We start from the raw sequence: 11988 nt of genomic DNA, 5'->3' as shown, positions 1-11988 counted from the left end.
CCCAAGTCGCGTTTTGCGGTGTTAGGACTTTTTGCGTAGGAAAATCAAAAGCTTTAAAGCAGATCAAAAGCTTCCCGGCTGAAGCCGGTCCTACGGGGGTGCGCCCCCGGTCCCGCAGGTGTACGCGGTGCTTTTTAGTGGGACCGGCTTTAGCCGGGAAGGGGCCAGTAAGGGCGCTGGCATTTTTGGACTTGGCCAAAGGGGGCTGAGGCTGATCGTGCCCACGCTCTGCGTGGCTATGCATCCGAGGACGCTCCGCGTGCATTATCTGGCTGAATGCTGCGAATCGGAGAGGCGGTCCTGGAGTCAGGACTGCCCAGCCTTATTTCGGCACTGCATGTGCCGCCAGTCGCTCAAGCGCGGCGCGCAATTTCGGGTCGCTGATGCCTTCCGCCGTCGCGGTGATGGTCTCGGCTGCAGACACGGACAAGTCCCGGGAATGATCCAGCGCACGTTGGTGCGTTCTCGCCGGCTGAACCTTGAGCTGCAACCGGGTGAGGTTGGCAAATTCTTTGAACGCAACGAGCTGCCGCTGCAGACGCTTCTGTTGGTAACGCAATCGAGTGGCCCAGTGGCCGTCGGTGACGATCAGCAGCAACGTGCCCTCCCGCCATGACGCTACATGGCAATGCTCGCGCGCGGCCGGTTGCAGCTGGCTTTCCAGCAAACGCTGCAAGTGCGCGAGTCGTTGCGCGTGGTTGAAGATGGCTTTGAGGGGGCGGGCCTCGCGCAGCAGGACAGCCGGTGCGCGAGCCGGAAGGGGACGAAATGCCATGATTGAAGTGCCTAGTCTTGCCAGCGCATGATGTTAACAGAAAGTGTCTACGCACCTTCTGGTCAGGCATTTGACGTGCAAATGCGCCTGGCAATCATGAAAAAACATTAACCAAACTTCTGGCCCGCGTGGGTTGAAGTCGCAAGAAATGCCCCTATTGTACTTCTGCCCCGTAACATTGCTGTGCCAGCATCGTGGAATAACGCCACTTTCCTCACCACCATTTCCGGGTAGAATGCTCGTTCGCATGCGGCCATCAGGGCTGCTCGGGCGACTCACGGGGCCGCCCTCCATCCCTATGTGTGGAAGATCCTTTCGATATGTTTGCACCTTTGTTAAAAAAACTTTTCGGAAGCAAGAACGAGCGCGAAGTGAAGCGCATGCTCAAGACGGTCCAGGTCGTCAACAGCTTCGAAGAGCAAATGGTCGCCCTCTCGGACGAACAGCTGCGCGCCAAGACCGATGAGTTGAAGGCCCGCGTAGCCAAAGGTGAGACCCTCGACCAGCTCTTGCCCGAAGCCTTCGCGGTTTGCCGCGAAGCCGGTAAGCGCATCATGGGCATGCGTCACTTTGACGTGCAGCTGATCGGTGGCATGACGCTGCACGAAGGCATGATCGCCGAGATGCGGACCGGCGAAGGTAAAACCCTCGTCGCGACCCTCGCGGTCTACCTCAACGCACTGTCCGACAAAGGCGTGCACGTGGTCACGGTGAACGACTACCTGGCCCGTCGTGACGCCAACTGGATGCGACCGCTGTATGAATTCCTCGGTCTGACCGTAGGCGTTGTCACGCCTTTCCAGCCGCCGGAAGAAAAGCGCGCCGCCTACGCCTCGGACATCACCTACGGCACCAACAACGAATTCGGTTTCGATTACCTGCGCGACAACATGGCGTTCAGCCTGGAAGACAAATTCCAGCGTGAACTGAATTTCGCCGTGATCGACGAAGTGGACTCGATCCTCATCGACGAAGCCCGTACGCCGCTGATCATCTCCGGCCAGGCCGAAGACAGCTCCAAGCTCTACACCGAAATCAACAAGCTGATCCCCAAGCTCGAGCAGCACATCGAGGAAGTGGAAGGCGAGGTCACCAAGCAGGGTCACTTCTCCATTGACGAGAAATCCCGTCAGGTCGAGCTGAACGAGTCCGGTCACCAGTTCATCGAAGAGATGCTCACCGAAGTCGGCCTGCTGGCGGAAGGCGAGAGCCTCTACTCCGCGCATAATCTCGGCCTGCTGACCCATGTGTATGCCGGTCTGCGCGCACACAAACTTTTCCATCGCAACGTCGAGTACATCGTTCAGGATGGCCAGGTCCTCCTGGTAGACGAACACACCGGCCGTACCATGCCGGGCCGTCGTCTGTCAGAAGGCCTGCACCAGGCCATCGAAGCGAAGGAAGGCCTCAACATCCAGGCCGAGAGCCAGACACTGGCTTCGACCACCTTCCAGAACTACTTCCGTCTCTACAACAAGCTGTCCGGCATGACCGGTACGGCGGACACCGAAGCGTTCGAGTTCCACCAGATCTACGCCCTGGCCGTCATGGTCATTCCGCCGAACAAGCCGTTGGCGCGTAAAGACTTCAACGACCTCGTGTACCTGACCGCCGAAGAGAAATACGCGGCGATCATCACCGACATCAAAGCCTGTCTGGCCGAGCGACGTCCGGTGCTGGTGGGTACCGCGACGATCGAGACCTCGGAGCACATGTCCAACCTGCTGCGTCAGGAAGGCATCGACCACAAGGTTCTGAACGCCAAGTTCCACGAAAAAGAAGCTGAAATCATCGCCCAGGCCGGTCGCCCGGGTGCGCTGACCATCGCCACAAACATGGCCGGTCGCGGTACTGACATTCTGTTGGGCGGCAACTGGGAAGTGGAAGTGGCCAGCCTGGAAGACCCGACCCCTGAGCAGATCGCACAGATCAAGGCTGACTGGCAGAAGCGTCATCAGCAGGTGATCGAAGCGGGTGGCCTGCACGTGATCGCTTCGGAACGTCATGAATCGCGCCGTATCGACAACCAGCTGCGCGGTCGTGCCGGTCGTCAGGGTGACACCGGTTCCAGCCGTTTCTACCTGTCGCTGGAAGACAGCCTGATGCGCATCTTCGCCTCTGACCGGGTGAAGAACTTCATGAAAGCGCTGGGCATGCAGTCGGGCGAAGCGATCGAACACCGCATGGTGACCAACGCCATCGAAAAAGCGCAGCGCAAGGTCGAAGGCCGCAACTTCGATATCCGCAAGCAACTGCTGGAGTTCGACGACGTCTCCAACGAACAGCGTAAAGTGATTTACCACATGCGTAACAGCCTGCTGGCTGCGACCAACATTGGTGACACGATCGCCGAGTTCCGCGAAGAAGTGCTCGACGCCACCATCACCGCGCACATCCCGCCGCAGTCGTTGCCGGAGCAGTGGAATGTCGCCGGCCTGGAAGCCGCGCTGAACAGCGATTTCGGCGTCAAGCTGCCTATTCAGCAGTGGCTCGACGAAGACGACCACCTCAACGAAGACACCCTGCGTCCGAAGTTGATGGAAGCCATTCTGGCGGCCTACAACGAGAAAGAAGACCAGGCCAGTGCCGAGGCGCTGCGTACGTTCGAGAAGCAGATTCTCCTGCGCGTCCTGGACGACTTGTGGAAAGACCATCTGTCGACCATGGATCACCTGCGCCACGGTATCCACTTGCGCGGTTACGCTCAGAAGAACCCGAAGCAGGAATACAAGCGCGAGTCGTTTGCCCTGTTCCAGGAACTGCTCGATTCGATCAAGCGCGACACCATCCGTGTGCTGTCTCACGTTCAGGTACGCCGCGAAGATCCGGCCGAGGAAGAGGCGCGTCTGCGCCGCGAGGCCGAAGAGCTGGCGCAGCGCATGCAGTTCCAGCACGCCGAAGCCCCAGGCCTCGATCAGCCTGACCTGCTCGCCGAAGACGGTGAAGACGTCGCGGTGGCGGCTGCCGCTGCACTGTCGCCGGTTCGCAACGACCAGAAGCTGGGTCGCAACGAGCTGTGCTGGTGTGGTTCGGGCAAGAAATTCAAGCACTGTCACGGTCAGATCAACTGAGTTGACACCGCGACAGGCGGTAGCTGAACTGTAAAATCACGCCGCGACCGGCTCAGCCGTCGCGGCGTTTTTCAATCAATCGAGCCGTGCCGGCGATGTCGCACGGTGTGGCTGTACTTCAAGGAGCGCACTTCATGGCTGTTGGTCTTGGTCCTTTGCCGACGCTGCACCCGGTTCCCGGTTTTGAACTCGGCGTCGCTTCTGCCGGCATCAAGCGCCCCGGGCGCAAAGATGTGGTGGTCATGCGCTGCGCCGAAGGCTCCAGCGTAGCGGGCGTGTTCACCCTCAACGCGTTCTGCGCAGCGCCGGTCATCCTCGCCAAGCAGCGGGTGCAGGGCACCGTGCGTTATTTGTTGACCAACACCGGGAACGCCAACGCCGGCACGGGTGAGCCGGGCCTCGCGGCTGCCGAGCGCACTTGCGCGAAGCTTGCCGAGATCACAGGCGTGGATGCCAGCGAAGTGCTTCCGTTTTCCACCGGCGTGATCGGCGAGCCGTTGCCCGTCGAGAAGATTGAGGGCGCGCTGCAGGCGGCGCTGGATGATCTGTCCGTGGACAACTGGGCCGCGGCCGCCACCGGGATCATGACCACCGACACGCTGCCGAAGGGCGCGAGCCGGCAGTTCGTGCTTGATGGCGTGACCGTTACCGTGACCGGTATCAGCAAAGGCGCCGGCATGATTCGTCCGAACATGGCGACCATGCTGGGCTACATCGCGACCGACGCCAGCGTGGCGCCGAGCGTGCTGCAGGACCTGATTCGCGACGGCGCCAACAAGTCGTTCAACCGCATCACCATCGATGGCGACACCTCGACCAACGACTGCTGCATGCTGATCGCCACCGGCCAGGCAGACTTGCCAGCCGTGACCGAGGCCAAGGGCCCGCTGTTCGAGGCGCTGAAAAAAGCCGTCTTCGAGGTTTGCATGGACGTCGCCCAGGCCATCGTGCGGGACGGCGAGGGCGCTACCAAGTTTGTCACGGTCGAAGTCAACGGCGGCGGCACTCATCAGGAATGCCTGGACGTGGGTTACACCGTCGCCCATTCCCCACTGATCAAGACAGCGCTGTTCGCCTCGGACCCGAACTGGGGCCGGATTCTCGCGGCGGTAGGGCGTGCCGGCGTGCCGAACCTCGACGTCAGCAAGATCGACGTGTTTCTGGGCGACGTCTGCATTGCCAGCAAAGGCAGCCGCGCCAGCACCTACACTGAGGAGCAGGGCTCGCTGGTGATGGCGCAGGAAGAAATCACCATCCGCATCGAACTGGGCCGTGGCGATTGCAGCGAAACCATCTGGACCACTGACCTGTCGCACGAATACGTGAAGATCAACGCGGAATACCGCACCTGAGCCTAAGCGACACCACCGGTTTCAATGGAGCCCACACATGAGCCTGCACCTGATCATCGGCGACAAACGCTATTCCTCCTGGTCGATGCGCCCGTGGCTGGTGCTTGCGCTGACCGGCGAGGCGTTCACCGATCAGGTGATTCGTCTGAATCAGGCCGACACCACGCGCCTGATTCTTGAGCATTCGCCGACCGGTAAAGTCCCGGCACTCAAGTCCGACCACGGCACCATCGTCGATTCACTGGCGATCTGTGAGTATCTGGCGGAGCGCTTCCCCGACGCCGGCTTGTGGCCGACAGACGCAGCGGCCCGTGCGCAGGCGAGGTCCGCGTGCGCGCAAATGCACAGCGGCTTTGTCGGGCTGCGTTCGAATATGCCGATGGATGTGCGCCATGACGAAGCGCTGGAGGTCATCCCCGTTGAAGCCCAGGCCGACATCGATCGCATGGTTGCCCTGTGGCGTGAATGCCGCGCGGCGTCGGGCGTGGGCGATGGGTTCCTGTTTGGGGCGCCGGGCATTGTCGACGCGTTCTTCGCGCCGGTCGCCGTGCGCTTTCGCAGCTATCACGTCGAACTGCCAGCGGACGCGGCAGCTTACGTTGAAACGATTTATCAGTGGCCTGAGTTCAAGCGCTGGCAGCAAGCAGGTCTGGAGGAAGGTTGAACGTGAAACGCATCCATGTGGCCGCGGCGGTGATCCGCGGCACCGACGGCAAGATCCTCATTGCCCGACGCGCAGACAAACAGCATCAGGGCGGCCTGTGGGAGTTTCCCGGCGGCAAGGTCGAGGCGGATGAATCCGTCGAGGCCGCGTTGTCCCGCGAGCTGCACGAAGAGCTCGGTATTGCCGTCACCGCAGCGCGTCCACTGATCAAAATCCAGCACGATTACCCGGACAAACAGGTGTTGCTCGACGTCTGGGAAGTCTCCTCGTTCACCGGCGAGCCTCACGGCGTCGAGGGTCAACCGCTGGCGTGGGTGTCGCAGCGGGAACTGGCCGAGTATGAGTTTCCGGCGGCCAATCGGCCCATCGTCGCGGCGGCCCGTTTGCCGAGCGAATACCTGATTACCCCGGACGACCTCGACACGCCTGAACTGCTGCGCGGCATACGCACGGCGGTTGCATCCGGCATCAAGCTGGTTCAGCTGCGCGCGCCGAATATGTACGACCCGAAATACCGTGACGTCGCGGTGGACGCGGTCGGGCTGTGTGCGGGCAAGGCGCAGTTGATGCTCAAAGGCCCGCGTGAGTGGCTGGGCGACTTCCCCGCGGCGGGCTGGCACCTGACCAGCGAACAGCTGCGCAAATACGCCAGCAAGGGCCGTCCGTTTCCTGAGGACCGCTGGCTGGCCGCGTCGTGTCACAGCGCTGAAGAGCTAAGCCTGGCCGAGCAGATGGGCGTGGATTTCGTCACGCTCTCGCCTGTGCTGCCCACGCAAAGCCATCCTGATGCACAGCCGCTGGGTTGGGAAAAGGCTCGCGAATTGATCGCAGGGTTCAGCAAACCGGTTTATCTGCTAGGCGGGGTAGGGCCGGCGGATCGTCAGCAGGCCTGGGCATCTGGCGCACAGGGTGTGGCCGGTATCAGAGCGTTCTGGCCGCAGGGCTGATGAAAATAACATGCAGGGGCGCGCTTGCATTGCCAAAACGCCCCTCGATGAACCAGACGCATAAAACCTCGTAGGAGCCGGCTTGCTGGCGAACACCTCATGCCAGGCGGCATGAATGTTCTGACCGGACGCGTTCGCCAGCAAGCCGGCTCCTACAGAGAGGGCGGCAATCTCGGCCGTCTAATCAGCCAGTTCGCGCGATGCGACGATCACTGCGGCTTCTTCGCCGGCTCCCACAGGATCTCCGCCACGCCCTCGCGCCGGGCAATGATGCGCGCCGCGACAAACAGCAAATCCGACAACCGATTGATGTACGCCAGCCCGACCCCGGCCAAGGGCTCGACCGCGTTGAGATGCTGACAGCGCCGTTCGGCGGTGCGCGCCAGGCTCCGGCAAACATGGGCCTGTGCGATCAGCGCCGAGCCGCCCGGCAGAATGAAATTCTCCAGCGGCCCCAGCTCCTCGTTCCAGTGATCGATTGCCGCCTCCAGACGCTCGATTTCCTGCGCATTCAGTGCCTGATATTCAGGCATCGCCAGCTCGCCGCCCAAGTCGAACAACCGATGCTGACAAGGTACCAACACGTCGATCACTTCCTGCAACCCCGGGTGGGTCGCCACTGACGACTGAAGCCCGGCCAGCAGTACGCCGACCTGGCTGTTCAGTGAGTCCACCTCACCGATGGCCTCGACCCGTGGATGGTCCTTCGGCACCCGACGGCCGTCGCCGAGGCCGGTTTCGCCGGTGTCACCCGTACGCGTGTAAATTTTCGACAAGCGAAATCCCATAGCTCTACTCCCGGTCGTTTTGACCAATGACCTGTGGTGCAGGCATATCTATCGAATTGTCCACCAGCGGCAGGCGCAAGGTGAAGCAGGTGCCCTGGCCGAGGGTAGAGTGCACTTCCATCTGGCCTTTGTGGTTGTTGGTGATGATGAAATACGACACCGACAGCCCCAGGCCTGTGCCCTGGCCGATTTCCTTGGTGGTGAAAAACGGCTCGAAGGTTCGCTTGCGCACGCTCTCGGACATGCCGACGCCGTTGTCCTCGACCTGGATCTCCGCCCACGGCGGGTTCAAGCGCGTGCGCAGAATGATGCGCCCCGGCTCGCTGTCGTCCTCGCGCTGATGAATGGCCTGGGCCGCATTCTTCAGCAGGTTGAGCAGCACTTGCTCCAGTTCGTTGGCGGTCGCAGGCACCGGACCCAAGGCAGGATCGAACTGGCGAATGATGTTCTGGCCCTTGAAGTCAAAGCCGATGGTGAGGTCGAAATCGTTACTGGCGATCTCGACCGCCTGATCGATCAGCGCGGGCAGATCACAAGGCGCCAGTTGCCGGTTACTGCGTCGGCTGAAACTGAGCATGTGGCTGACGATCTTCGCGGCCCGTGCCCCGGCTGACTGGATACCGTCGAGCAATTGCGGGACTTCCCGGGCGATCAGGTACTGGTTCACTGCCGCCAGCTCGATGCCTTCCTGCTCGGCCTGCTCCAGATTCTTCGGCAGATCGGGCGAGAGCCGGCGCCGGATGTTCTGCACGTTGTGCATGATCGCGCCGAGGGGGTTGTTGATCTCGTGGGCCATACCAGCGGCCAGCCCGCCCACCGAGAGCATTTTTTCCGACTGCACCATCATTTCTTCCAGCGACAGGCGCTGGGTGATGTCGTCGATGCGGATGACCGCACCGCGCCCGGCATCGCCGGTCAGGGGGTAGAAGGTCAGGGCGTAATGCCGCGACTCTTCCCCCTTGACCCAGGTCACGCGTTCGATCTTAGTGACGGTGTGGCGCTCGACGGTCTGTTTGATCTGTGGCAGAAAGGCACGCATTGGCGGGAACGCCGAATAAATGGGCTGATTGAGCGCCTCGTCCAGCGGTGTGCCGGACAGGGCGCCGGCCTCCTGATTCCATTGCGTGACGTACAGCTGTTCGTCCAGCGCGATGAGCGCGGACGGCATGGAGTCGATGATGCTGTTGAGGTAATTCTGGAAACCAGTGAGCTTCTTCTCGATCTTGCTGCGGACCTGGACTTCCAGCTCCAGCTTACGGTTGGTGTGACGGGTTTCTTCCGCCAGCCCCTGGGCCTGATCGTAGGCTTCCTGAGATTCATCGCGCGCGCGTCGCAGCTGCAACTCGCGGGCTTCCATGCGCGACAGCATGGTGTTGAACGCCTCGGCCAGCGAACCGATTTCGTCCTGGTTGCCGGGCCCTGCCCGCAGCGCGTAATTCTCCTCGCGGGTCACCCGCCGCGACAGGTCTTCCAGTTCGTAGATCGGCTCGGTGATGAAGCGACGGATCTGCCGGGCCACGCCGGCCCAGAGCAGGATGCTGAAGATCAGAATCCCGATACTGGCCGTCAGCGTGCCGGTGTAGAACGCCGTCGGCAATTCGCTGCTCGCAACCAGCAAAAGATGCCCCGGCGCTTGCCCGGCTTTCGGAATGGGGATGACCTGCGTATTGCGAAACTCGGTGATGCGCCAGTTATCCAGGTCCCGGTAGTGTTCGGGCATGCGCAACTTGTCGCCCTGCTGCATCTGCGCCAGGCGCGTACCGCCGCTGTCGTACACCGCCGCCGCCCGCAATGGGCCGTAATTTTTCAGCTCCTTGAGCAGCGCCTGGGCGTTGTAAGTCGAGGACAGCGCCTGCTCGGACAGCCCGGGATTGCTGATCAGTCGACCGATGGTTTGCAACGCCTGGGGCGCCATCGCTTCCTGGGAGATGTAATAGGCGGCGCTGATGAAGGTCAGGTTGGCGACCACCAGCACGGTGGTAAGCAACACCAACAGAGCGGCCAGTAGCTTCTGACCGACCGGCAGGTTTTCGAGGCGCTGGCGCAATGGCATGGGGCAATGTCACCGGAGTGGGAAGCGGGCAGGGTAGCGCTGTTCTGCTTGTGAGCAAACCCGTCAGTCGCAGGGCAAGCCCCGGGCGCTGAGGTGTTCGATCAGGCGCAGGCGCAACTGGTTCAGCCTCGGCACCGGACAATCGAGCGCCGTTGCCGTGGCACAGGCGTGCCCGAGCAGATAGCGGATCTCGGTGCGGCGGCCTTGGGCGACATCCTGATACATCGAGGAATAATTCGCAGCGGTGGCGGCGATGACCTGTTGCACTTGTTCCAGCAAGCCTTCGGCCGCACCGGGCTGACCGGCGCGTCGCAACAGCGCGCCCAGTTCGGCACACAGCGCCGTCACTTCCTCTGCATGAGCGCTTAACTCGCCGTTGCGGCATTGGTGCAGGACGGTGAGCGGGTTGATGGCGCAATTGAGCGCAAGCTTGCGCCAGAGGCGTTGGCGGATGTCAGCGGTCCACTGATGCGGGATGCCCGCCTGCTGAAGCGCGTCCAGCCAGGACGGTGCCGCGCCACGTTGCGCGTCGCCCAGCCAATTGGCGCCTTGCCCGGCGAACACCGCGCTCCAGTCTTCATCGCGATAAGCGCCTTCGGTGCTGGAAACAAAAATGCAGCGCGCGGCAGGCAGCATGGCGGCCACGGCGTCCTGGCTGCCCAGACCGTTTTGCAGCAACAGCACGTCAGCCTTGTCGGTCAGGCGGTGGGCTATCGCCGCGACCGCGCCTTCGGCGTCATAGGCCTTGCACGCCACCAGCAGGCGCTGAATGGGCTGATCTGCGCTGACGGTCTGAGCCGGGATGGCGAATGTCTGGCGCTGGCCGTGCTCGTTGAGCGTCAGGCCCGCTTGCGCGTTGTAGGCCGACAGGCGGGTTTCGTCACGCAGAATCAGGCGCACCGGCAGGCCGGCCCGCGCCAGGCGCGTGGCCCAAAGAGTGCCCAGACTGCCCGCGCCCAACACATGCCAGCCGTCAGCAATCAAGAGAAGCCACGCTCGACGCGGATAGATGCGCGTGAAAGGAAAACGAAATCAACATCGCAGGCTCACATGAACGTGGGAAAAGTCTCGTTATAATGACCGGGCTTTCATACCGTCAAGTCAGGCGTGCTCCATCCACATGTTGAGCCGCGCCGTATCAATTGGAGAATCTACATGCCCTCGTTCGACGTAGTGTCCGAACTGGATAAACACGAAGTCACGAATGCCGTCGACAACGCCATCAAGGAGCTGGACCGCCGCTACGACCTTAAAGGCAAAGGCAGCTTCGAGTTCACCGAAAAAGACCTGCTGATCAAGATGACTGCCGAGGAAGGTTTTCAGCTCGAAGCCATGATCGAGATCCTCAAGCTGGCCCTGGTCAAGCGCAAGATTGACGTGCAGTGCCTGGAATTGAAGGATCCCTTTGCGTCCGGCAAAGTCATGAAACAGGAAGCCACGCTCAAGGAAGGCATCGACAAGGAGCTGGCGAAGAAAATCGTTGCTCACATCAAGGAGGCCAAGCTCAAAGTCCAGGCCGCGATTCAAGGCGAGCAAGTGCGCGTCACCGGCAAAAAGCGTGACGACCTGCAAGAGGCCATCGCCGCGCTGCGCGATCATGAGTTCGGCATGCCCCTGCAATTCAACAATTTCCGCGACTGATTGCGCCGCGATTTGGCCTGCGATTTCGTTTTGGCAGGAACCCGAGGGGCTCCTGTGCGTCCGAATTGAGGTCGCTGAGGTGACGGGCCCACTCGGTACCGTTGCTTCAGCCTTTCGTGTCGCGACCCGAGGAGAGATAGATGGACTTGGATTTGAACGGCCAGGTAGACCATCTGGTGAAGGCCTCTCAGGCCTGGATCCCGATGGTCATGCAGTACGGCAGCAAAGTGCTGCTGGCAGTGGTCGTCTTGCTGGTTGGCTGGTGGCTGATCAATAGACTGACTTCCCGAGTGGGCGCGCTGTTGGCACTGCGCCATGTCGACCTGGCGTTGCAGGGCTTCATCAGCAGCATCACCAACATCATTCTGAAGATTCTGCTGATCGTCAGTGTTGCTTCGATGATCGGGGTCGAAACCACCTCATTCGTCGCCGCGATCGGTGCCGCAGGCCTGGCCATCGGCCTGGCATTGCAGGGTAGCCTGGCGAACTTTGCCGGCGGGGTGTTGATTCTTTTGTTTCGCCCGTTTCGCATCGGCGACTGGATCGAAGCCCAGGGCGTGTCGGGGACGGTGGATGGTATTCAAATCTTCCATACCGTGTTGCGCACCGGCGACAACAAGACGGTGATCCTGCCCAACGGCAACCTGTCCAACGGCATCATCACCAACACCAACCGTCAGCCCACGCGCAAGATCAC

At 61.4% G+C, this 11988-nt stretch carries 10 protein-coding genes; 6 read left to right on the top strand and 4 right to left on the bottom strand.

Annotated elements, in window-relative coordinates; genetic code table 11:
* Window positions 1–322 precede the first annotated feature (322 nt).
* The gene (locus VF672_RS07195; protein WP_331103093.1) at window positions 323–775 is read right to left on the bottom strand and encodes a DUF721 domain-containing protein; all 453 of its coding nucleotides are present in this window, start codon (window positions 773–775) and stop codon (window positions 323–325) included.
* Between the two features lie 320 nt (window positions 776–1095).
* Here VF672_RS07195 and secA point away from each other — a divergent pair, with 320 nt between their 5' ends.
* From secA to VF672_RS07175, 4 genes are all read left to right on the top strand, one after another.
* Complete coding sequence (secA, locus tag VF672_RS07190) at window positions 1096–3846, top strand: preprotein translocase subunit SecA (RefSeq protein WP_331103091.1); 2751 nt, start codon at window positions 1096–1098, stop codon at window positions 3844–3846.
* A 134-nt stretch (window positions 3847–3980) separates the two neighbouring features.
* Window positions 3981–5198 carry a bifunctional glutamate N-acetyltransferase/amino-acid acetyltransferase ArgJ gene (gene argJ, locus VF672_RS07185; protein WP_331103089.1) on the top strand — a complete coding sequence of 406 codons (1218 nt, stop codon included), beginning with the start codon at window positions 3981–3983 and terminating at the stop codon, window positions 5196–5198.
* A gap of 37 nt (window positions 5199–5235) precedes the next feature.
* Window positions 5236–5862, top strand: coding sequence for a glutathione S-transferase family protein (locus VF672_RS07180; protein WP_331103087.1), 627 nt, complete (start codon window positions 5236–5238; stop codon window positions 5860–5862).
* A gap of 2 nt (window positions 5863–5864) precedes the next feature.
* Window positions 5865–6809 carry a Nudix family hydrolase gene (locus tag VF672_RS07175; RefSeq protein ID WP_331103085.1) on the top strand — a complete coding sequence of 315 codons (945 nt, stop codon included), beginning with the start codon at window positions 5865–5867 and terminating at the stop codon, window positions 6807–6809.
* Window positions 6810–7018: 209 nt separating this feature from the next.
* On the opposite strand, the gene VF672_RS07170 is transcribed toward VF672_RS07175, so the two are convergent.
* From VF672_RS07170 to VF672_RS07160, 3 genes are all read right to left on the bottom strand, one after another.
* Window positions 7019–7597 (bottom strand): cob(I)yrinic acid a,c-diamide adenosyltransferase, encoded by a 579-nt coding sequence (locus tag VF672_RS07170; RefSeq protein ID WP_331103083.1) that lies wholly within the window; start codon window positions 7595–7597, stop codon window positions 7019–7021.
* Window positions 7598–7601: 4 nt separating this feature from the next.
* A complete protein-coding gene (locus VF672_RS07165) occupies window positions 7602–9650 on the bottom strand; it encodes a sensor histidine kinase (protein WP_331103081.1) in 2049 nt (682 codons plus the stop codon).
* A gap of 63 nt (window positions 9651–9713) precedes the next feature.
* Window positions 9714–10631 carry a putative 2-dehydropantoate 2-reductase gene (locus VF672_RS07160; RefSeq protein ID WP_331103097.1) on the bottom strand — a complete coding sequence of 306 codons (918 nt, stop codon included), beginning with the start codon at window positions 10629–10631 and terminating at the stop codon, window positions 9714–9716.
* A gap of 174 nt (window positions 10632–10805) precedes the next feature.
* On the opposite strand from VF672_RS07160, the gene VF672_RS07155 reads away from it, so the two are divergent.
* Together VF672_RS07155 and VF672_RS07150 are read left to right on the top strand one after the other, a co-directional pair.
* Window positions 10806–11291: a YajQ family cyclic di-GMP-binding protein gene (locus VF672_RS07155; protein ID WP_331103079.1), complete on the top strand. Its 486-nt coding sequence runs from the start codon at window positions 10806–10808 to the stop codon at window positions 11289–11291.
* 146 nt (window positions 11292–11437) lie between these two features.
* A partial coding sequence (locus VF672_RS07150) for a mechanosensitive ion channel family protein (RefSeq protein WP_331103095.1) occupies window positions 11438–11988 on the top strand: 551 nt, incomplete at its 3' end.

It is taken from the genome of Pseudomonas sp. (assembly GCF_036387035.1).
In the GTDB taxonomy this organism is placed as follows: domain Bacteria; phylum Pseudomonadota; class Gammaproteobacteria; order Pseudomonadales; family Pseudomonadaceae; genus Aquipseudomonas.
The sequence above is the reverse complement of the archived record's forward strand: the minus strand, read 5'-3'. Positions and strand labels throughout refer to the sequence as shown.

Excerpts from the sequence above, each read along its gene's own strand:
- VF672_RS07195 (WP_331103093.1), bottom strand. The coding sequence starts at position 775 with ATGGCATTTCGTCCCCTTCCGGCTCGCGCACCGGCTGTCCTGCTGCGC.
- secA (WP_331103091.1), top strand. The coding sequence starts at position 1,096 with ATGTTTGCACCTTTGTTAAAAAAACTTTTCGGAAGCAAGAACGAGCGC.
- argJ (WP_331103089.1), top strand. The coding sequence starts at position 3,981 with ATGGCTGTTGGTCTTGGTCCTTTGCCGACGCTGCACCCGGTTCCCGGT.
- VF672_RS07180 (WP_331103087.1), top strand. The coding sequence starts at position 5,236 with ATGAGCCTGCACCTGATCATCGGCGACAAACGCTATTCCTCCTGGTCG.
- VF672_RS07170 (WP_331103083.1), bottom strand. The coding sequence starts at position 7,597 with ATGGGATTTCGCTTGTCGAAAATTTACACGCGTACGGGTGACACCGGC.
- VF672_RS07165 (WP_331103081.1), bottom strand. The coding sequence starts at position 9,650 with ATGCCATTGCGCCAGCGCCTCGAAAACCTGCCGGTCGGTCAGAAGCTA.
- VF672_RS07155 (WP_331103079.1), top strand. The coding sequence starts at position 10,806 with ATGCCCTCGTTCGACGTAGTGTCCGAACTGGATAAACACGAAGTCACG.